Raw genomic sequence first — 21,285 nt, 5'->3', positions numbered from 1 at the left:
ATCAGACATGTTCACCGCTCAGTTTTAGAACCGTGAATCATGCTGCAAAACGAAAATCAATGGGTCCTGACCCTAGAGTTCATACCCGCTCTCTTGCACCAGGTCTCGCTCAGGCTGTTGGCGTGGATGGGCGAAGACCCAAGTAGAGCCACGAGATCAGATCATAGATACCGGCCAAAAGTATCACCGCAGGATCATGGGGGCGCAGCTTTTCGATCAGCTCTGGCAACACCCCACAGCGGTCGGCGGTTTCCACGATGGTGGGGGCCTGTTCCGCACTGTACAGGAACTGATCGTCAAAACGCAGATCCGACGGCCACATCGGATGCCTGCTGGAGATGGACAGTGTGATCTCCTCTCCCGCATGGAAATCCAACCGCCCGAGAATGGCGGAAAGCGGGCCGTAGAGCTCTGGTGTGAGGCCCCGAAACATTTTCGGGAACATCTGAAGTCCAACATCATCCAGCGATTTTGGATCAGACCGCTGCATGATTTCAGAACGATAGACACGTTCAACTATGGAAAGAGAAAGATCTTCCTGCTCGGCAGATCGGTAGAGTTTCTCCAGCGGGCCAAAGAAAAAGTTGCTGGGGCTGATGGCTTTGGCATTGATGCGCCCGTATTCGTCATGCGGTGCGCCTGCGAGCAGGGACATACCGTTGAAAGCGATTGCAGGCAATTCACCCGGCGATTTCCGCGTCCCGTTGAGTGCTCCCAGCACCTGATCGCCAATCGAACGGTTGTAAATGATGGGCGACGTGTCATGCGCCAAAGCCGCGATGTTCAATAACGATCGCGCGGCGCCGTTGAAATCTCCCTTCATCAAAGTCTCTGCCAAGAACGTTAGACAGAGTGGAACCGTGGTTTCGCTCAACGACCCATCGACCTCAAGATCCGCCGTATAGTCGCGATGAAAGTCGTCCGAACCGCCTTTACCCAGAACAGCCAGGGCTGCCAGATAGATCGGATGGTGAAGCAGGTCTCTTTCGGCCGCCTGGCAGAACTCCATCTGTTCGTCCTGCGGCGCCTTTGTAAAGGCGTTCAAGAGCTGCCACACCGGGCCGTCCTCTCTGGTCTCAATCCCGTCGAACAAGACCGGCAAGTCCCCGGTCTCCCAGGCGATCTGGAATGTCTCGCCGTGTTGAGCAAGGGGAACCTTCTCGTCCTGCTTCACAGATTCCGGCGGCGCATTTGAACCGCGCAAAATATCTCGAGAGATTTCTGGGGTCTCTTCCGCGGCGTCAAATGCATCGGCCAAAAGCTCTGTCGCCACAGGCTCCTCGGTTGCGGGTTTAATACGCTTGCGCTTTGATCGTGCCTTTGTCGTGAATCCGGCCTTTTGAACTTTTTGGAACCCGCGGCGCAACACCTCTTGCTGCGCCTGAGCATCAAGGGTTGCGGTTTCTTGCGTGTTGAGACTGCGATCAAGTAGGAATTTGATACGCGCCCGCCAGGCGATGGGCATAGTTTCGATATCGGGGCCAAGATGTCTGTCAAGCCTCGCCGCCAGGTCCTTCGTCATGTCCTCCGGCACCTGTGTATTGAACGCGCCGTAGTAAGTCGCGTCGAGTTTTTGGTTCTCGTCACCCTCGGCATAATGCTTGGCGGCCAGACGGCAGACCTCCAGCGCGCGGAGCTGCAGATCTTCTTTATTCGCCCGCCTATCCCCCTTGTCGTTGTCAGAAGGCCCGGCCAGCAACCCGTCCAGCATCATCCGGCGCAGGTCAGGCACGTGACGTACCATGTCACTTCGGCCCTCGACCTTTTCCACAAGCCAATACTGGTTGCGCAGTCTCTCAAAGAGGTTTTCAGCCTCATTTTGCTGCAACGGTGCTTTCGAATCCGGGCCGCGATCCAGACACGCCTCGGCAAGGATGTATTCGATTGCATCGACATCAAGCCGCCTCAGCATCAAACCCGGATGGGCCAGCATACGCACTTTACGATCTGAAATGCGTTCAAGGATACGGCGATAAAGGAAGACCTGCGCAAATTCCGCAGTGAACCCGCCGCGCTTCTCCAGATCCGCGATCAAGGCATCAACATCTTCTCGATTGTCATCCGCGTAGCGCACAAAAGCGATCAGAGCGAGCGGGTGACCATCCAACAAGCTACTGATGTGACTTGTCTTTTCCGTGTCCTCAAAAATAGCTTTTGTGGCGTCTACATAGGTGTCGGCCTCTGCTTGCAAAAGCTTTGCGCCAGAGATATTCGACAGGCCGCGCAGCCGCAGCCGGGTACCGAACATCCGATCCTGCCCAGTTCTCGTCAGGGGCTCTTCCCGGCCGCTGATGATGAGGCGCATGTTTTCAAGATAGCCTTGCTGCACATCTCCAAACAGCCGCAGAATTTGCGTTACAACCACGTTTTCGGGCAGTTGATCCTCGTCCTGCGAAGCGGCAAGACGATCATAGGCCTGAATGCGGTCAATGGCCTCGAACGTGTCCATGACAACGACAATCCGGGCCTCGCGCAAGGGCTGCGCCCAACCGGCAGCAAGCGCACGCAGCACGCTGCGAATGTCGCTCGCTTGTTGATCATTGGTTTCGCGAGCGCCACTAGAAGCAGACGTCTTGAACAGGGAAATATCACTGCGAATTCTACGCAAACCCTGAATCAGCGGATCATCTGGCATGCGCCCGCGCAGTCCCAATACCGCGATAACCTGACGCAAGAACTCTTGCATCAGTTCGATCGGTTCGCCCGCGTTCAACTGGCGCCGATCAAAATCAAGCGTGACAATGATCATGTCAGGCTGGGATCGCTGCCAACCTAGAATCAGGCGCGACAAGAGCGCTGATTTGCCCACCCCGGCCACACCGGTGAGCAAAAGTGGCTCACTGTCTTCGTGCACTCCGCGGGCGAACCGGCTGATTGTCTCGCGTTGCGTCGAATATCCAAAGTGATGCGCAGGCAGAACGGTCCGGACGTCGCATCTGCTCTGAAGCTGTTTGATCTTGGCCTCGGCAAGAGCCTTGAATTCCTCCAAAGTGACATGATTGTACGGCCCATCGCGCCGCACTTTTACCTCAAGCCGTTCCTCACGCATGACGGGCATGGCCTCTGCAAACTGCACAGCATCTAGATAGGCCGCCGCCTCGCTCAAAGAGATGCGCAACTCGTCCGCGCTCGCCGTGCTGGAGGGATCGCCAAAGCTGATGCGGTCGCGACGCAGGATCCGTTGCAGCGCGATGCCAAAGAGGTCAGGCGCATTCGTTGCGTCTCCTTTGAAGGCAGGCGGCACCTGCGCCAGAAACCGGTCAAGCTGAGACAGGGCATAGATCCCGCCCAGCGCTCCGCGTCGGGCATCCGGTCCGATTTGCCACCAATAGGTCCCATCCGCGGTGACATGTTCGGTTGCTTCGGGTGCAAGCGCACGCCACACCAGATCGCGTAGCTGGGTGTCCGTGGAGGGCAGGCTGATGGCCTGACAGAGGTCTGGCAATTTGAACCTACCTGTCATGCTGGCGGCCTGCAGGGCGGCGGAAACCAGAAGCGCGCTCATGTATCCTCCTCCGTCGTAGGCAGCATGTCGGGATCTCCGAAAAGCTTTTTGGCTATGTCTGTCATGTGATTCACGACAAACTCAGCCATGGCGCGCAGGGGCTCATTCTGCTGTGCATATGAGCCGACAATACCGGAAACCAAATCAACGGCATCCTCGCCGATGGCCCCTCGCATCGAGCTGCGCTGCTCCAGCCAGGCCTTGAACAACGCATCGAAATTGGTCAGGTCCTCGCTGTCGATTGTGCTCCGCAGCAGGTTCTCCTGATCGATGCCGCTGATCTCGATGTCTTCTGGCAAGCCAATCAGAACAACCCGCAGGTTGTTGATGCCCGTCACCCTGTTATAAAGCGTAGCGAGAAATTCCCGACCGGAGGCATCCGACAGGCTGTGCCGGTCCAGATCATCGATCATCAGCCAGACGCTGCCGTTGCTCAGACGATCTTCGATGCAGCCCACGACAAAATTGACCAGTATCTGAACGTAAGCCGTGGTCGTCGTGTCGGGTTCCGCTGGCACGTCATGGACAAGATCTTCGGCAAAGGATTTGACAGTGCGTCGTGCAAAGGCCAAGGCATCGGCATCCGTCTGACCCGCCTTAAACACGATATGATGGTCCTCAGGGCGGCGAAACAAGCCCTGGATCACCTGCGTCGTAAAGCTTTTACCGGGGCTCTTCACAGCAGGGTCTGGCTGCCGCACGTGAACCATCAAAATGCGCTTGTTCTCGTCTTCCCACATGGTGCGAAGATCCTTCAAAAGCGTGCTCCGGCCAAAAATCGGATGCCCGCCATCGATGCAGCCAAGAACCGGCGTGATCGGGCTTAGTTTCTCTATCTTGTCAAACATCCCGTTGGCCTCAAGATCGGCTGCGACGTTCTGCAGATTTATGGCCACGTTCATGAAGCGTTTTTTCTCGATCTTTCTGGTCGGATCAGTGGGGTCCTGGATCTGATCGGAATAATGAAGGCCCATGTGGTGCAGGCCGATGGGTTGGCCATACTCGTTCAGCACCAACCCGCCGGATGACCCAGACGCCGTCGCAGCCTGATGAAAAAGCCGTACGTCCTTGGGGTTCGACACGCTCATCCTGCCCAAGGTGATGGTTTGATCGGTCCCGGTCGGATGATGGAGAACTATCGCCTGCATCGACGTTGACGCCTGCAGCGACTTTAGGTCATACCAGCCGCGCTGCAAGCCCGGGGTCGTGGCGAGCCGGATGACAGCATAGTCCAGCGTGTCTTTCACCTGGCCGAGCCATTCTTCAAGTTTGTCTTCGTCTTCCCACCACTCGTGCGTTGGGTTTTCCGCCTGCTTGAGCCCGACAGGGCTGACCGCGATTTTCCAATCGGGATCGGCGTGATGATGGGCGGTGGGGCTCTTCTTGCCGCCGGTCGTTTCAGAGTAATCAAACCAGCACAGAAGCTCGTCCTCGCGCAACGTTTGCTTGTTGATGTCCTCCACGACATGATGGTTGGTCAACACTGTCGATGGGCCAATCAGGAAGCCTGTGCCAAGTGTGTCCCGCGTTCCGCTGCGACGGATGCGAACAATGCGGCAAAGCCGTCGCCTCGCCAGAATGATCGCGGGCAACAGATGGCCTGGATCAATCCAGATGGCATGCTCATCATGGGCCTGCTCCTCGGCCACGGGCGCATTTTGCAGCTTGGCAATGGGCAACACCTGTTCCAGCGCGTCACGGCCAAGTTGTTGGATCAGGATTTCCATAGCTTTGCGCCGATCCGCGTCGCGCGCTTTCATGTCACGGCCAGGTGCATCGAAAATACCAGCCGCAATGGCGGCACCAAAAAAAGCGATCACATCCTTATCGCCAGGCAGCATCGCAAGCGCGAGAGCCAAGGCATCACCATTTCGCGCCGGATCAGGCGGCGGCGACATCTGAACCTGCGTGCGATCCATGGCTGCCGCGATGGAATACAGAAAGCCGGGCGGCATGCGGTGCGTGCCGCGCTGTTGCACCCATGCGTCATAGGCGCTTTGTAACCGGGCACGGGCGACAGGAAGTCTGCGCGTGACCTCCAGAAGCTGCGTGACACGTGCCACAAAATGTTCGTTTGCACTGCCGTCCATACGGTAACTTAATCCAGAATGTCCGTATCAAAAACACCGTCGCCAACTGTCATAACACTCGCAATGTCATGCGCGAAATTCTGCGTCAGCGTGGCCCCGCCGAAATGCAGACCGCAGAACTGCATATTGCCGTGAAGCGAGATCGCAGCAGATCCGGAGTTGCCGGGCATGGTGGTGGCGTCATGGGTAAACGCCCAGCCGCGCGGGTCGCCGACAACAGCGCCAGGTCGGGCCATAATCACACCGGGGCTGAGATATTGCTTGCCATATTCTTCGCCATAGAGTTCTTCCAACCGGTCCCAGAAGGCAAGAAAATCCTCGCTGTCAGACCTCGGGCCACTGCTGCCGGCCGGGCGCGCCGGATAGCCGGAAAGCAGGATATCGGTGAGATCGGGGTCGGTCATCGAATCCAATGTGGTGTCGATTGGCGGTGGCGGCGGTTGGTGACCATTGGTGGGGTCCATGGCGACCACCGCCATATCCAGCTTGCCCAGGTCGACAAATGATCCGATGCGGGATTTTCCGGCGGTCAGTATCTCGCCCAAGGCGTAGCGGGTGGTTTCATCCTTCGCTTCCGGGTCGAAAATAATCGACGCGGCGCGCATATGATGAAACGCCTGTTGTCCCGCGGGCGCGGGCAATCCTTCGACAAAGGTGTCGATGACGTGGCGGTTGGTCATGATCTTGCCGTCAGCCATCACGAACCCCGTGCCTGCGTGGGCCCATTCGCCATTGGCAAGTTTCACGTCGATACGGCCCACCGCGTTGGTCAACCGCTGCCACCTATGCCGGGTGGGCACAAGCTTGCTGACCCAGTCACCCAAACGCGTATCTCTCACCTCACTGCCGTCTCCCTTCACACGGATGGCTGGGCGGCCGGTCAGGCGAACAAGAGCCTCGAGGGTGGCGCGCAATTCTTCCTCGGGCACGCCAGGATCTTCGGTCGCGTAGGTCAGGCTATCCACCGTGCGCGCGATGCGTTCGACAGCTTCGGCTTGCAGATCTTTATTGACGATGTCGCTGGCCGCCTCGTGACGCTCGGCCAAGGCGGCTTCCAATCTATCAACGATATTGGCCGTGCCCGTTTGCCGAAGCGTCTCCAGCGCAGAGTCCGGGCTTACCGTGGCCGCAGATTCCAACGTTCTGTCGCCGCGCAAAGCCAATCGTTTGACCGCCTCTTCCAATGGGACGGGAGGCGAGGCAGGACCGATGAACGAAGCCGGGCTCGGAAACTCTTTCAGTGGCGCATCCGTCAACTCCCGGGCAAATTGCAGGGAGGGTTGCGGCGAGACCGGGGTTTCCAACGTCCCGGCAACTGTCTGGTCCGCACGGACCTGCCGGTCAAACGCGATGTAGCTGGCCTCAGTGGCAAAAGCAGTGCCTTCAAAGTCATTGTCGAACGCCACGAGCGCAGGATTACCGCTTTCTGCGGGGGCCGCCGAGCCCGGCAGGCTGGACAGATCTCTGTCCAGAAGCGCCTTGGCGTCGACAATGCCCGCGCCCATTTTTGAACGGTCCCAACCGCTTGGCACATCGGCTGTTATCTGCAAGGCCATGCGAAACAGCGCCTGCACAGACATACCGCGCTGCGCTGCCGCCGCCTTGATGTCATTGATCCCCCATTTTTCGATCCAGAGCGCTGCGACACCGGCCGTCAGCGCCACGGCAAAGGATGTGCCCTGCCCCCGGTCGTTGACATCGGCCTTCTCTTCGGGGGTCGGCGTGTGGCCCGGGGGTACGACTTGACGACGAGCCACGTAGACGTTTTCGCCCGGGGCCGAAATGTCCACCGCTGGACCCGAACATGAGCCTTTCCATTTTTTCTTGTTCCGGTCCACGCCCGCCACAGCGATCATGTTGGCGTCCCATGCCGGGAACGTCACAAACCCCACGCAATTGCCCGCGGCGGCAAGGACAATCATATCCGCGTCGATGGCGCGCCGGATCGCGCGGCGCATCGACCCAGAGGCAAAAGGCCCCCCAAGACTCATCGTGATCACTCTGCAACCCTGGCGGCGCGCATGATCAATCCCGCGTGCGATCGCGACACCCGAGGATATCACGACCGAGTTCACAACCCGCATGGGCACCAAGGTTGCGCCCTTGGCCGAGCCTTTCACACTTCCCGATGGTCGGCTGATAACGACGCTGGACGTTCCTGTACCGTGCCCGGGGGACCCCATGTTCTTGCTCAGCGGATCTTCGGGGTCATCCTTGTTGGCCAGGAAATCATAACCTCTCAAACGGTCGATCCCCGATTGCAGCTCATCATGCTCGGCAACACCCGTATCGGGTTGTGCGACCATAACGCCTGCACCGCTTACGCCATGCTCTCGTTCGGCATCATCCACCCGGATCAACTTGCGGGCCCATTCCTCGTCGCTGGAGCCGGGGGCCTTCGATGTGCAAAGCGCCCAGAGCGCGTCCCCCACGCCCTCCACCCCGGGCGGCACGGACGTCACATCACGATATGGCGCGTCAATGTCGGGCGTTACAGATACGGTTCCAATTTCGTCGTTGAGTGCCTGTGCAGTAGCGAACAGAAACTCCGCAGAGTTGTCCCGTACGATACCCTGAAACTGAAGGATCAGTAGCTCAGGATCGTCTTCCAACGAATAGGGGAACAGATCGAACCCATCGCCACCCAACACCTCTTCAAGCTTGGCACGTTCAGTGTTCAGGTCGGGTGCTTCGGCATACTCCAGTGTGAAGGCAAGGATGTCACCCGGAAGAGCTGTGGATTCAGTCCGCGAAGACACTTGCGCGGCGGCACGTAAGAGTTCAAGCATATCTATCACCTTTAATGTAATCTTTTGTCCGAAGATCCAGAATGGCGGCGCATGTAACCGCCTGAGTCATGTAAAATCCCGTAAACGGGTGGTGCGTTTCTGGATGTCGGAAACTGTCTTCTTGCCTCTTTCATGCGTAAAGTCCTGTGCCAGCGAGGCGTGTTAGTGCGGCGGCGCAGGCACGGCGTAGACATCACGCGTTGGCACAAACCAAGCCTGATCTCCAGATGACAGCGCGTACGCCCGAAGTTGCATCGGCTCTTCGATCAATTCCACCCCATCTCGATGCGAATAGGGCTGCAATTCAACGATCAGACGGTCGCCGACCACGACGAAGGGCGCAAAGCTGACATGCAGCGTGACCGTCAAAATCGGTTCTGTGCCGCCGCTTTCAAACACCTGCCAACGGTAGTTCGTCCAAAGATCATCACTGTCCAGCGGCGCACTGCGCAACAGATGCGTTCCGTCGGCGGATCGGAAAACCAAGGGGTCTTCGACCGCCAGTGCGGATTCCAACGCAGGCGGAGCAACATCTGCGCGTTTGGTTGGAAACTGTGGCACACCCGGAAGGGTCCTTTCCGTTGTGGCTTCGACCATCGGCTGCACTGAGCCATCGAGCGGCGAAATGCGTACCTGGCCGCGAATTATGGTTTCGTCCTCGCCCGCTGTCGCGACCCCCTCAGCGCCAGGTGGCGGCAGGCCCGGCGTCTCAAGGGCAGCTTCCGTGCCAGGCAGAGCCTCACCCGGCAGAACCTCTTGGGGCCTCATATCCAACCCGCGCATGGGTCGTTCACGAAACTCCCATCGCAGAACAGCATCCCCATCCAGCGGCTCGGCCGAAAGATTGAAGCCTCGGTTCGCAGTGGGTTCGATCAAGGGATCCACTGCGCCGGGCAAGGGCACGACACTCTCGCTGGCCGCGACACCGGCCTCCTCGACGCGCAACATGCGTATCGTTACCCCTGGGGCGCCTTCACTAGAGCCGGACTGTCCGATCAGAAGATTGTCGGACAAAAGTAATGGTCGTTCGGCGTCACCGGAATGCCATAGCGTTTGTCCATCGCTCAGTGCAATTGCCGTAACGCCACCTTCGGGCGCCATCACGTAAGCCTGGTTGCGTTCGGTGTCGATGATGATGCCCGAGCTGAGTTCAATACTGGTCATGTCCTCTCCACCTCCTTCTAGCCTTGCGCCGTGGCAGCGCTGCCCGTGCCACTGCCTGCAGCCGCAACCATAGGCTGGGGTTGGGTCAAGTTCATCGACCATGCCCCACGGCCAAGCGTAGCCGCGAGCAGCACATTGCTGGCACCGTCATACTGCAGCTGCATGACCGGCACGGCTGGCAAGCCGGTTCCAACCGGGGTCCAATGGTCGAAGTTGGGGGCGTCTGCGGAATAAATGCCCGCGTTGGTGCCCACCACGACCTGACCGTTGCCGATATTGCCACACCAGACGACCGAGCGCATCGTTCGTCCCCCCTGCGCGATCAGATCGTGGGTTATGTCTTGCCATGTTTGCCCAAAATCGTCGGTCATGTGCACGCCACTGAACACGGTCGCAAAAGCGGTGCCTGGATTGTCGGGGTCCAAGGCTACACCGGTCACATTCTCTGATGTGCTGAAATTGGCTGTCTGCGTGAGTGTTGCTGGTGCCGCGGCAGTGCGCACAAAAACATTAGCCCCGGCACCTACATACAATATATCCGCGTTATTGGTGGCACCATAAGCTACGGCTGCAGCACCGTTGACTACAATCCCCACAGGGTCGACGATGCGCAGGGTGTCCCCCCTGTCAAAAGATTCCCAGACAGCGTTGCGTCCGCAGATGATCAGTCGGTCGGGGGCCGCAACGTTCACCTGAACAGGCGAATAGAACTGCGGCACCAATTGACTCGAGGTTCCAACCTCCAGAAGTTGTAACCGCTGAAAACCGATCGGAGTGCCATTGGCATCGTAAAACCCGCGATGTGCAAAGCCGAGATTCTGGAAACTGAAGTAGCGAATTGTTCCGGCATTGCTCGGGCGTGTCGAGATTGCCACCACACCGCCATCGCCGCCGAACAGGCTGGGCCATCGGTCATCACCCGCCGCGTCCTGCATCAGAGTTCCGTTATCCTGTGTGCCGGCCAATGCCACCTGGGTTGCACCGTCCCATGCTGCAGAGTGAACTTCAGTGTTGGACAGTGACCCGATGACTGAAATCCAGTCACCGTTATCCGAGTGCGGGTCAGTGCGCCGATAGACCCCACCGTCGTCGCCTTCAATCAGGTGACCATCACAATCAATGGCCATGCATCGCGAGTCCGCGTGCGGGGCAGTGCCCGTCAGGCTATGGTTATGCGTGATCGGGCTGGCCTGCAGGCCGGCGCCCAGTCCAGCATCGACCCGGAACAAGCGACCGGAATAGGTGCCAGCGCCGATTGAGTTCGGAAACTGGGGAGGGGGAGGACCCGGAACCGGCGGACCTTCATTGAAGGCGGGCTGTCGATCACCACCGATATATACAATGTTCTCGTTGTTGCGGTCCGCCACCATCGAGAAATGAAAACTGGCTTGTCGGCCGGGATGTATGCCGAAGGGGTGGTTCCCGGCCTCGAATGTCATCGGCAGATCAAGCCCGCTCCACGTCGCGCCGCGGTCGGTGGAATGATAGAGATGGGACAGTTGACCGCCAGACGCGATCGCCAGGAAAACAGTGCCGCCCGGGCCGGGCGCTATACGCACGTTCGTCGCGTTGGCCAATTGGGCGTCCATGGTTACCGAACTGATCTTGATCCAGTTGACGCCTGAGTCATCACTGCGGAAAAGGCCAGCTCCTGCGTGCGCATAGATGAGGTCGACATCATTGGGGGACACAGCCAGAGCCAAAGACCACCCAGGGGCAAGGGCATTTGGCGAAACATGCGTGAAGCTCTGGCCTGCATCGCCAGAGCGGTAGACACCATCCACCGTGTTGTTGACAGAATTATGGCTGAAATTCGCAGACAGCAAAATCACATCGCCATGGGCATGGATCGCGCGGATGTGCAAAGATCGGAACAGACCGCCATTGTCATGAACCGTCCAATTCGCCCCATCATCGGTAGAGCGCATCACGCCCAGCAACGCACCGCCGACACGCCCCATACTGCTGAAGCGTCCGGTCCCGGCGACCAGTGTCTGCAGGGTCGCGTCATCGCGATCCTGGCAAAGAGCACCGATAGACAGCGACGATTCATTCGGCATCAGACTGACCCAGTCAGGTTGTTGATCCCGTGCGTTCTCTGTGCGCCATACGCCACCATTGACCGCGCCGATGTACAGAATGTCCACGCTGGCTGCGTGCGGCACCACGGCGTTGACCGCGCCGACGATCTCGCGATCTGTTACGCCCTCACTCTGGCCGCCCGTCCCGGGTCGCGGTCCTTGAGACGTCCATGTCATATCAGCACCCTCCCCTCTTCTGCGTCATGGCTCAGCTTGGCACGCATCACGCAGGTGGCGCGCTGTGCCGAGTAACGGTACTTTTGGGCATGCATCCCTGCGAACCGCGCTGCCTAACCAATACGTTGCAGACGTCAGCGCATTTAAAAATCTCGGGTTCCACCTGATCGGAACCTGTCATGCTAAGTCTGGGCTACTGCCCGCCTCGCACCTGAAACCGGGTGAGGATGGACGAAATAACAAAGCTCACAACAAACCAGGTCGGAAGAAATGCCAGAAGCTCCAACAAGAAGGAGCCGAATTTATAAAAGGTGTTAGCGATTGCGATGGAAACGATTAGCGACGGTCCTTCAACAACGAGCAGCTTACCAATGGCTTGCGATTTAACGGCATGATACATACCGGTTCCCTTTACTATTGCTAAAAATTTACACCTTAAATTTGTGAAAAAGTGTCAGTCATCGCCTTGATTCGATCAAGTGATTTTTGATTTCTGCAACTCGAGGGTTCGATTCGGCCAAAAAAGTTATTAAATATCAATTAATTTGAACAACGGCCGTCGTAAGAGGGGCCAATTGGTATCACCTACTTGGATGCCAGTTGCCCGGAGGTAGTGTTGAGAAAATGATCTTTCAGATGGCTTTAATGCAAACCTAGCTTGGCAATTGACGTGATTTTAAGAACAGTGTTCTGCCATTTCACTTGTTCGCCCCGGAGGAACGAGTTTTTCAACACTATACGGGCCGAGCAAATGCCTAAGGCGGCTCTTTGAAAGAAGGCTTTTTGCCTCATCACCACATACTCATTGAGGTCTTGAAAAGCACTCGCCCGGCCATCAATTGCTTGCAAATGTCGGTGAAATTCTAAACGTCCCGACGATTTCGGAATGTATGCAGGACCCGGATATCCTGGCGTTTTTCAGAAAGGTTCAGACAGAAGAAATACTTCCTTATGTAGATGCTGTTCCCGGAACCACAGCGACCGAATATCTTGGGTTGGTTGGAAGACGTTTTGCTAACGCTGCAATTCACGACACAACGCGTCGGGTCGCGTTTGACGGATCCTCACGGCATCCGGCGTTCTTGCTGCCGTCGTTGCGCGATGCACTTGCATCGGGCGCCAACCCGAGCGGGCTGGCACTGGCCGAGCATTTTGGTGCTGGATGTGCGCGGGCTTACGAGAAGATGGTTCAGAAATTCCCCCGAACGACCCCCTATGGCAGGACTTGCAGAACACCGCCCGGGCGTCCAGGGCAGACCCAAAACAATGGATCGAGCAAAGTCAGTTTTTTGGCGACTTTGGTCACGACACACGCTTCGCCCAAGCCTTTGCCTTCTGGCTAACCGCGATTTGGCAACGTGGAAGCCGGGCAGCTATAGCGGATTATGTCGCTCTGGATACAGAGTCACTTTGACCTCGTGTGGCAAAACACAATTGGCTGCCGAAAGTTGAAGCTGTCGCGTCCGGTTTCAGCTCTCGGCCGGGCACACAACACAAACGCATTGACAAACGTTTAGTGCAGCAGACTTTGCAATGATGTGAGGGCGGTTCTTGCCGGACATTCACAACGTCTTTGAAGGGCGACCGCCGCGCCACCTGCTTTGCCGTCGACTACGCGTTGGTTTTTCTGCACACAAGCAGCTAAAGACGCTATTTGGGCAATCGGATATCACCCAACCCAATCAGCTGTTGAGCGCACTAAGAGGTTAGGTACCAGCAGTTCTACGATGCGAGCAAACCCAGTAGTTTTTTTGACCCGGCCTGTAGCAAGGTCTGAAACTGGATCAAACTCTGCAAATCATGACGCTGCGTCGGCGCGTGTACAGACAACGTGGCCACCAACCTTTCGTTTTCATCCAAAACCGGAACAGCTACGGCTGCCATTCCTGACATGAACTCCTCATCATCGGTTGAATATCCAATTTGCGCGATCTGAAAGATTTCAGCGCGCAGGGCCTCGGGGTCAGTTATTGTTTTTTCTGTATTCGCCGTTAACGCCCGTGCGGAAAGAAACCCGTCCAAAGTGTTTCGACGCAGGGTGGAAAGATACATCTTTCCACTTGCCGTACAATGAAAAGGAACTTGCGATCCGATCGGCAATTGAATTCTCAAAGGCCATTTCGTTTCTACCCGGTCCAGATAGATCATGCCTTCGCGGTCCGGGATAGCCAAATTGCAGGTTTCACCTATTTCATCGGCGATCCCGCGCAGGATTGCGAGACGGGCCGTTCGCAGATGCTCTGACGAAACCGTGTTCACCGAAAGCTGCCGCAAGCGGGGACCGGGACCATAGGATCGGCCATCCATGTCACGTTGCAGGAACCCTTCGGTCTCGGCAGTTTGAAGCAGACGATGGATTGTTGGTTTCGCCAGACCCAAAGACTCGATCAGGTCAGACGGTTTGACCGCAACGCCGCGCCTTGCGACCTCTTCCAGGATAAGCAGCAAACGAAGATTAGTCGGTATTTGTGTCTCTTTACCCGATGTGTCCGCGTTTGCCATTTCGCTACATTCTAATTGTTTGGCAGCAGGATCAAGGCCAGATCAGGTACCAGAGAGACCAAAATCCAGACAGACAGCAACGCTGCAAGGTAAGGCACCGTATAGCGCAATAGTCTAAAATAGGGCACACCAGTCACGCCCGATGCGACATAAAGGTTCAGACCGTATGGTGGAGTAATGAAACCTATTGACGCACCAACAAGGAAGATCACCGAAAAATGGATCGGGTCGACGCCGACGGAGACCGCTATCGGAGCCAAGATCGGCGCCAGGATGATCGTAACCGGAAGACTCTCCAGCACCATGCCTGAGAAAAAGACAATGACCATCGACGTGAACAACACAGCATAGTAGCCGCCCATTGAGGTCACGAAGTCTCCGATAGTTTGCTGCGCGCCTAGCAGCGATAGAATTTGCTGCATGACCACGGAAATCGCAATCAGAGGCGCAAGAATGCCTGTAATTTGCGCCGAGCGAATAACGATGGACGGAATCTCGGGGATGGTGAACCCTTCGACGACCATCATCTCGGCAAAGCTCTTGTCTGTGGGCGAGACATCGCCACGCGCACCCATGAGCCGGTTGATCGGATAGCTGACCAATCCCGCGATGACGCAGAAACCGACGGTTACCCCGGCCGCCTCTGTCGGAGAGAATTTGCCTGTATAGATGCCCCACAAGACCAAGCCGATCGCGAAAAACCCAAGCCACGCACCAAATGCGGTTTTGAGGACGCGGTTCAGTTGCAATGGTATCAGGTGCCCCCAGCCATTGATCCGGCAGATGATCCAGCACGCAAACTGCATACCAAAAACCATCAGCGCGCCAGGTAGAATGCCGGCTACGAAAAGCTCCGAAATCGGCAAATTCATCAAGAAACCGTAAACGATAAAAATAATCGACGGAGGGATGATAATCCCAACCGTACCGCCTGCAGCTGCGGTTGCGGCGCTAAAGCGTTCGTCGTAGCCGCCTTTCACCATCTCTGGATGCAACATCGACCCGATCGTTGCCGTGGTTGCAGAGTTTGAACCCGATATCGCTGCAAACAGACCACAAGCCCCGAGCGATGCCATGGCCAACCCGCCTCGTATCCAGCCCAAACAGGAATAAGCAAAGTCGCTGAGCCTTCGCGCGATGCCAGATTTGTTGATCAAGTCACCGGTCAGAATGAAGAGCGGCATTGCCAACAAGGCGAAACCTTTGTTGAAGACGTTCAGCAGTTCTGCGCCCATGTTGTCGAGCGTCAGCCCAAGGACGAACGAGCATCCGATCACCCAGTAACCGATGACCAATAAGACCGGCACACCCAGCATGAACAGGAACGTCACGCCCAGCGATATCAATGTAACCCAAGTTCCGTCAGTCATCAGTCTGCCCCAATTACGGCCTGCTTGATCAGCGGCTCTCCGGTTTTCCAATTATGCAAATCGTCGGCCAGGTTTTGGAACACGCGGCCAACCATCAGGAAGAATGACAGCGGAGCTGCCAAGAGGAACCACCACTGCATGATGTTGTCGGTTCCTAAAACAATCTGAAAGTTTGATGCGGACAGCGCGACCAGGCGAGTTGTGGTCACAATTACGATGACCGCGAAAATGAACCACAAAACGGCATCAAGAATCAGGCAAGCCAATTGCCCGCCGCGTGGCATCGCGCTGCGAAATTCGCTAAAGCTGAGATGAGTACGTAAGCGGACGTTATAGGATGCGCCAAACCAGGCCATTATCATGAAAAGAAGCGGAGGAATGGTGGTGGACCAGGGTTCCTGATCATTGAAGACAAACCGGTCGATCACACCCCAAAAGATGATCAGGGCAATAGCAAGGTAAGAATAGACCATAACCGAACGCTCAAAATGGCGCTCGACAAAGGGTACCTTGCGATAGATCAGCGTCACCAGAAGACCGCCAAGAGCAGCAACAACCGTGCCGACAACCCAGGCGGCATCAGATTCCAATGCGGTTTGAATCTCGAATGAATCTCGGGTGAGCAACGCGCTGAAAATCGCGCCGATATCTGCCCATAAAGACATGAACCCCGTCCTCCCAGTCGGTGTTTAGTGGAGCCGGCCCGATTAAGGCCGGCTCGGTCAGGTTTATCAGGTTTGGCCCATCCACCAACGGCGTGGCTCGACATTTTCCGGCAAGGTGTCTGCGGGGATCTCGCGCGCGATGTCGTAGATCTCCTGATAGGTGTCGATACCACCGGCCCACTTGTTGAGCCGCTCGCGCCACTGTGCCCATGGTTCGGGGTTGTAGTTCGGAGCGCACATTTCTTCGGCCAGTTTGATCTGATCGTCGGGCAGGAAGGCCGGACGAACGCCATTTTCAGCGAAGATCGTGTTGGGAAGCTGAGGTTCCGAGAATCCGACCGTGTTCAACAGTGCCGCTTCATTCGCACCTTGGATCAGGGCCTGAGTGAAATACGAAGACTCCATCACCGCATCCTGCAACTCGCCGCCAAGGCTGTCGAACACTTTGGCCGACATCGATGTGTGTTCAGTGCCGCAGAAGAACTTGAGGTTAACTGATTGCGAAACTACGGGCGCCATATTGGCGTATGCAACAGCCGACGCCCATGTTTCAGCCCCATCGATCAGGCCTGTTTTGAGCGCGTCCAAAGTCTCTTCCCACGCCACAGGAACCGGGTTCAGGTTCAGCAGTTGCATGGCAATCCGGCCCAGCTGCGTCCCCGTCACGCGGTTCTTGGTTCCGAACAGCTCCTCCAGCTTGGTGACGGTTGGCTTGTCAGCAAAGGTCGAGCCCATTTGCAGCCCGCGCAGTTCGCAGTGGGTAAACAGGAACTTCAACCCGTGACGCTTTTCGAGGGGGTCTCGCAAAATGCGTTGGCTTTCCGGGCTGTAGAAGAAGTGATACTGGGCCGCCCGGCTAGGGAACATGTAAGCATAGTCGAGCACGTTCAGATATGGCGCGCCGCCGGCCGAGTTTTGGGTCGACGCCGCATAGATGTCGACAATTCCCTGCTGAGTCTTCTCGACACAGCTTAGCTGCCCGCAGATTTGGTTGTCGCCGATGAACTCGATCCGAATCTCACCGTCCGTGCGCTCTTCCAGATCGCGGGCGAACTCGATGGCTCCGGCTCGTTCAATCAGCAGGTTACGCGTGTTGAAACCCGATGCACCAAACTTCAGTGTGTGCTTGGGTTCTTTCGAGAAACGTTTTTCGTAATTGGATTCAGCGGCTTGTGCCAAGTTGGCCAGACTCATGGCTCCGCCAAAGCCACCTGCAGCCAACAGTGTAGAGCTCATGCCATAGCGCCCGGCCACGCGGAAAAAGTCCCGCCGTGAAATACCGCTTAGTTTCTTACCGATCTCCATTGCTTACCTCCCTGATCGCAATTATTGAGACGTTTTGTATCAAAAAATGCTAGTATAGTTCCAGCAATTTGCATAGAGTTTTTTTCAACAACCTTGGGAGGAGACAGTGATGGAGGTAGATTATGCAGTCGTCGGAGCGGGTTCTTCTGGCTGTGTCATTGCCAATCGCCTGAGCGCCGACCCCAACACAACGGTTGCATTGTTGGAAGCTGGCGGTCCGGATACCAACCCGTGGATTCACATCCCGGTCGGATACTTCAAAACCATGCACAACCCCGCAGTGGACTGGTGCTATCGCACGGAACCTGATCCAGGTTTGAACGGGCGTTCGATTGACTGGCCGCGCGGAAAGGTCCTGGGGGGTTCATCCTCGTTGAATGGGTTGCTTTACGTTCGCGGACAGAAAGAGGACTACAACCGCTGGCGTCAGATGGGAAATGTCGGATGGGGTTGGGACGACGTCTTGCCTCTCTTCAAACGCAGCGAAGATCAGGAACGCGGAGAGGACGAATTTCATGGTACCGGCGGGCCACTATCGGTCTCGAACATGCGCATTCAGAGACCAATCTGCGACGCATGGGTTGCCGCTGCGCAAGCCGCGGGTTACCCGTTCAACCCTGACTACAACGGGGCCGATCAGGAAGGCGTTGGCTACTTTCAGTTAACCACGCGAAATGGTCGCCGATGCAGCGCTGCGGTTGCTTACCTCAAGCCCATTAAAAACAGGCCAAACCTGAGCATCATCACACATGCCTTGGTGGCACGCGTAGAGTTGGACGGAAAGAAAGCAACGGGGCTTCTTTACCGAGACCGATCAGGCAAAATGCAATCAATCAAAGTACGGCGTGAAATTGTCTTGTCTGGCGGTGCCATCAACTCTCCCCAGATATTGATGTTGTCGGGCATCGGAGATCCCGATCACCTGAAGGCCAATGGTGTCGAACCCGTCCATTCGCTACCCGGTGTGGGAAAACGGCTGCAGGATCATCTGCAGGCGCGCCTTGTCTTCAAGTGCAACGAGCCGACGTTGAATGATGAAGTGCGAAGCTTGTTCAATCAGGCCCGCATCGCGCTGAAATACGCACTATTTCGTGCTGGACCCATGACGATGGCGGCCAGTCTGGCCACCGGGTTCCTGAAAACCCGCCCCGAGGTGCAATCACCTGACATCCAGTTCCACGTCCAGCCCTGGTCAGCCGACAGCCCCGGAGAAGGCGTGCACCCATTTTCAGCGTTCACAATGTCCGTCTGCCAACTCAGGCCTGAAAGCCGGGGTGAGTTGCGTTTGGATGGTCCTGATCCAAGTGACTACGTCAAGATCATCCCGAACTATCTTTCGACCGAAACGGATTGCAGAACCATCGTTGACGGCGTGAACATCGCACGTGATATCGCCCGGCATAACCCTTTAGCTTCTAAAATTTCGGAAGAGTTTCGACCATCTTCCGATCTTTCCAGCGAAGACTACGAAGGCACTTTGGATTGGGCGCGATCGAACTCTGTTTCTATCTATCACCCGACGGGAACTTGTGCGATGGGCACCTCCGAAAATGCCGTAGTGGACCCAAGCTTGAAAGTCAGGGGGATTACTAATCTTCGCGTAGCTGACTGCTCGATCATGCCGGAGATCGTCAGCGGGAACACCAATGCTCCAGCGATCATGATCGGTGAAAAAGCCAGCGAATTGATTACTTCAAAGAAGTGATGAGCGTGTTGGTTAGTGAGGTTGCGCTTTGTGCAAATCTGCTGCCTGTGCGGCCGGATTGAGTTCGAAGACCTACTCGAGTAGCGATACAGAGAGTGGCAAGAACAAGCCCCACTTCTTCATTCTGTTTGAGGCTTTCCCCACGTTTTGATGACAGCAACCCGGTCTTTTTCGTCACGGCACCGCCACTTTTGTGCGACATCTGCGCTAACAAAAATTTCTGTAATGCATCTGCGAAATTTCGATCTTTTCCCGAGTCTGAGAAGATCGAATTTGTAGTTTTCGCCGTGGCTATTGCTGCATCGCAATCCATGACTGGAAAGTCCGCTCTCCCGCCTCTTACCAACCGACGCTGGAGGTCCTGTGTGGGCTCAGAGCCGTCATTCGAAGGTCAACAAGATGGAGCGTCGATGTCCGATGTGCGGACCAGAACAGACTTTGCATTCCATCCAAGTAGTGGCAATTTTGAGATGAACGAATTCGGATTTAGCCATGGATCGTAGAACTTTTGCAGGCTTAGCAGCGTCATCACTAGTGTGCTCGCCGGGTTTAATTTCGGCGCAACAGTCCCGGCACGTCACGATCATCGGTGCGGGTGCCGCCGGATTGACGGCGGCCTACCATCTAACAAGAACCGGCGTTCAGGTTCACATCCTCGAAGCCTCACCGTCATGGGGAGGTCGCTTGAAGCGCCTCACGGGATTTGCTGATGTGCCCCTCGATCTTGGGGCGGAGTGGATCCATGATGATCCTAAGATCCTTGGGCGTATTCTTGATCAAGGCGAGACCGATCTTGGTGTTGCGACCATCAATTACCAGCCGCAAACATACCAGTTCTGGCACAACGGAAAGCTGAAAAACTTCAATGCGCTGCGGCACGGCTATGGGGAAGTGAAATTCTTCGACACGACATGGTATGGTTTCTTCGAGACATTTGTACTGCCTGCGGTTCGTGAAAAGATTGCGGTTGGTGCGGCTGTCTCGCAGATTTCAAAACAAGGGTCGCGGGTTTCAGTTCGGCTCACCGACGGTCGGACGCTGGACACAGACAAAGTGTTGGTCACAGTGCCGTTGTCCGTACTGCAACGCGATCAGATCGCATTTCAGGATGGGCTTGCGCCGCACAGCCTGCACGCGCTCCAAGACATCGGTTTTGGGTCCGGTTTCAAAGTGTTCCTCAAATTCAGTGAGCGCTTCTATCCCGACATACTGTTTGAAGGGTCTCGTGCGAGTGTTTTGGCCAATACATGGTCAGAAAAGATCTACTACGATGCCGCTTTCGGCAAACCGACGAGCCAGAACATCTTGGGGCTCTTTACCGTGTCGGATGAGCCACTCGGCCGCGTATCATTGGATGATGGAGCCCTCTTGCAGGATGTTCTCGCAGAACTGACAGAAATTTTCGGTTCAGTCGTGAGAGAGGCATTCATTGATGGTGTCGTCCAAAACTGGAGCCGCGAACGCTACATTATGGGTAGCTACTCGATGGAGAATTACGGCAACGATGACATCATTGAAATTTTGGCGCCAGTAAGGGGACGCGTTTTCTTTGCCGGTGAAGCTCTAGGCCAAGATGACCAGTCAACGGTGCAAGGCGCTGCGTTTTCGGCAAAAAGAGCCGTCGAGCAGATGACCGTCGCGTAAATTGGGTTCGAGCCTAAGGTTTCAAATTCTCAAAAGCAGCCGTTCAAGCATAGCGCAGCATTGGTCAGAACGGGCTCGCTGAATGTCAGGACCCCTCTCGCAATACTGACCGAATAGTTTTTGCCACTTAGCCCTTAGCGATTAAGTGCACTAGCATGGACGGGAAGATTTTTGCCCCGGATTAGTAGAAGGGGCGCATTTTTTGCGATGTTCCTGATCCAATCCGAGGCTCGCTGCAGACTCTTGGAGAAGAGCTAGAGCTTTCCAATGGTGTGGTATGAAAAGGGC

12 protein-coding genes and 1 pseudogene are annotated in these 21,285 nt (G+C 56.1%); 3 read left to right on the top strand and 10 right to left on the bottom strand.

Annotation, left to right across the window (positions count from 1 at the left end; translation table 11 throughout):
* Positions 1-109 precede the first annotated feature (109 nt).
* The 5 genes from AC2FJZ_RS12165 to AC2FJZ_RS12145 all read right to left on the bottom strand — a co-directional run bounded on the left by AC2FJZ_RS12165 (position 110) and on the right by AC2FJZ_RS12145 (position 11,806).
* The gene (locus tag AC2FJZ_RS12165) at positions 110-3,505 is read right to left on the bottom strand and encodes a hypothetical protein (protein ID WP_496777807.1); all 3,396 of its coding nucleotides are present in this window, start codon (positions 3,503-3,505) and stop codon (positions 110-112) included.
* Positions 3,502-5,595, bottom strand: coding sequence for a trypsin-like serine peptidase (locus AC2FJZ_RS12160; protein WP_496777806.1), 2,094 nt, complete (start codon positions 5,593-5,595; stop codon positions 3,502-3,504). Before AC2FJZ_RS12160 ends, AC2FJZ_RS12165 begins: the two co-directional genes overlap by 4 nt.
* An 8-nt stretch (positions 5,596-5,603) precedes the next feature.
* Positions 5,604-8,384: a S8 family serine peptidase gene (locus tag AC2FJZ_RS12155; RefSeq protein ID WP_496777805.1), complete on the bottom strand. Its 2,781-nt coding sequence runs from the start codon at positions 8,382-8,384 to the stop codon at positions 5,604-5,606.
* 162 nt (positions 8,385-8,546) lie between these two features.
* Positions 8,547-9,548: a hypothetical protein gene (locus AC2FJZ_RS12150; RefSeq protein ID WP_496777803.1), complete on the bottom strand. Its 1,002-nt coding sequence runs from the start codon at positions 9,546-9,548 to the stop codon at positions 8,547-8,549.
* A gap of 17 nt (positions 9,549-9,565) precedes the next feature.
* The gene (locus AC2FJZ_RS12145) at positions 9,566-11,806 is read right to left on the bottom strand and encodes a WD40/YVTN/BNR-like repeat-containing protein (RefSeq protein ID WP_496777801.1); all 2,241 of its coding nucleotides are present in this window, start codon (positions 11,804-11,806) and stop codon (positions 9,566-9,568) included.
* A gap of 839 nt (positions 11,807-12,645) precedes the next feature.
* On the opposite strand from AC2FJZ_RS12145, the pseudogene AC2FJZ_RS12140 reads away from it, so the two are divergent.
* Positions 12,646-13,220: pseudogene (locus AC2FJZ_RS12140) on the top strand (mannitol dehydrogenase family protein).
* 308 nt (positions 13,221-13,528) lie between these two features.
* Here AC2FJZ_RS12140 and AC2FJZ_RS12135 read toward each other — a convergent pair.
* The 4 genes from AC2FJZ_RS12135 to AC2FJZ_RS12120 form a co-directional block, all read right to left on the bottom strand.
* The gene (locus AC2FJZ_RS12135; RefSeq protein ID WP_496777799.1) at positions 13,529-14,308 is read right to left on the bottom strand and encodes an IclR family transcriptional regulator; all 780 of its coding nucleotides are present in this window, start codon (positions 14,306-14,308) and stop codon (positions 13,529-13,531) included.
* Positions 14,309-14,319: 11 nt separating this feature from the next.
* On the bottom strand, positions 14,320-15,678 hold the full coding sequence (locus AC2FJZ_RS12130; RefSeq protein WP_050605341.1) for a TRAP transporter large permease: 1,359 nt from the start codon (positions 15,676-15,678) through the stop codon (positions 14,320-14,322).
* Positions 15,678-16,343 carry a TRAP transporter small permease gene (locus AC2FJZ_RS12125; protein WP_050605342.1) on the bottom strand — a complete coding sequence of 222 codons (666 nt, stop codon included), beginning with the start codon at positions 16,341-16,343 and terminating at the stop codon, positions 15,678-15,680. The genes AC2FJZ_RS12130 and AC2FJZ_RS12125 overlap by 1 nt, the downstream gene beginning before the upstream one ends.
* Positions 16,344-16,409: 66 nt before the next feature.
* Positions 16,410-17,648 carry a TRAP transporter substrate-binding protein gene (locus AC2FJZ_RS12120; RefSeq protein WP_050605343.1) on the bottom strand — a complete coding sequence of 413 codons (1,239 nt, stop codon included), beginning with the start codon at positions 17,646-17,648 and terminating at the stop codon, positions 16,410-16,412.
* 109 nt (positions 17,649-17,757) lie between these two features.
* Between AC2FJZ_RS12120 and AC2FJZ_RS12115 the strand changes: the two genes are divergently transcribed.
* Positions 17,758-19,353, top strand: coding sequence for a GMC family oxidoreductase (locus tag AC2FJZ_RS12115; protein ID WP_496777796.1), 1,596 nt, complete (start codon positions 17,758-17,760; stop codon positions 19,351-19,353).
* Here the strand turns inward: AC2FJZ_RS12115 and AC2FJZ_RS12110 are convergent.
* Positions 19,337-19,666: a hypothetical protein gene (locus AC2FJZ_RS12110; protein ID WP_496777795.1), complete on the bottom strand. Its 330-nt coding sequence runs from the start codon at positions 19,664-19,666 to the stop codon at positions 19,337-19,339. The genes AC2FJZ_RS12115 and AC2FJZ_RS12110 overlap by 17 nt on opposite strands.
* 179 nt (positions 19,667-19,845) lie before the next feature.
* On the opposite strand from AC2FJZ_RS12110, the gene AC2FJZ_RS12105 reads away from it, so the two are divergent.
* A complete protein-coding gene (locus AC2FJZ_RS12105; RefSeq protein WP_496777793.1) occupies positions 19,846-20,997 on the top strand; it encodes a flavin monoamine oxidase family protein in 1,152 nt (383 codons plus the stop codon).
* Positions 20,998-21,285: the final 288 nt, after the last annotated feature.

The organism is Ruegeria sp. CDSA079, assembly GCF_059612245.1.
Note: the sequence above shows the minus strand (reverse complement) of the source record. Positions and strands in the feature narration are given on the sequence as shown.

Excerpts from the sequence above, each read along its gene's own strand:
- AC2FJZ_RS12125 (WP_050605342.1), bottom strand. The coding sequence starts at position 16,343 with ATGTCTTTATGGGCAGATATCGGCGCGATTTTCAGCGCGTTGCTCACC.
- AC2FJZ_RS12165 (WP_496777807.1), bottom strand. The coding sequence starts at position 3,505 with ATGAGCGCGCTTCTGGTTTCCGCCGCCCTGCAGGCCGCCAGCATGACA.
- AC2FJZ_RS12105 (WP_496777793.1), top strand. The coding sequence starts at position 19,846 with ATGGATCGTAGAACTTTTGCAGGCTTAGCAGCGTCATCACTAGTGTGC.
- AC2FJZ_RS12145 (WP_496777801.1), bottom strand. The coding sequence starts at position 11,806 with ATGACATGGACGTCTCAAGGACCGCGACCCGGGACGGGCGGCCAGAGT.
- AC2FJZ_RS12150 (WP_496777803.1), bottom strand. The coding sequence starts at position 9,548 with ATGACCAGTATTGAACTCAGCTCGGGCATCATCATCGACACCGAACGC.
- AC2FJZ_RS12135 (WP_496777799.1), bottom strand. The coding sequence starts at position 14,308 with ATGGCAAACGCGGACACATCGGGTAAAGAGACACAAATACCGACTAAT.
- AC2FJZ_RS12155 (WP_496777805.1), bottom strand. The coding sequence starts at position 8,384 with ATGCTTGAACTCTTACGTGCCGCCGCGCAAGTGTCTTCGCGGACTGAA.
- AC2FJZ_RS12160 (WP_496777806.1), bottom strand. The coding sequence starts at position 5,595 with ATGGACGGCAGTGCAAACGAACATTTTGTGGCACGTGTCACGCAGCTT.
- AC2FJZ_RS12115 (WP_496777796.1), top strand. The coding sequence starts at position 17,758 with ATGGAGGTAGATTATGCAGTCGTCGGAGCGGGTTCTTCTGGCTGTGTC.
- AC2FJZ_RS12120 (WP_050605343.1), bottom strand. The coding sequence starts at position 17,648 with ATGGAGATCGGTAAGAAACTAAGCGGTATTTCACGGCGGGACTTTTTC.
- AC2FJZ_RS12110 (WP_496777795.1), bottom strand. The coding sequence starts at position 19,666 with ATGGATTGCGATGCAGCAATAGCCACGGCGAAAACTACAAATTCGATC.
- AC2FJZ_RS12130 (WP_050605341.1), bottom strand. The coding sequence starts at position 15,678 with ATGACTGACGGAACTTGGGTTACATTGATATCGCTGGGCGTGACGTTC.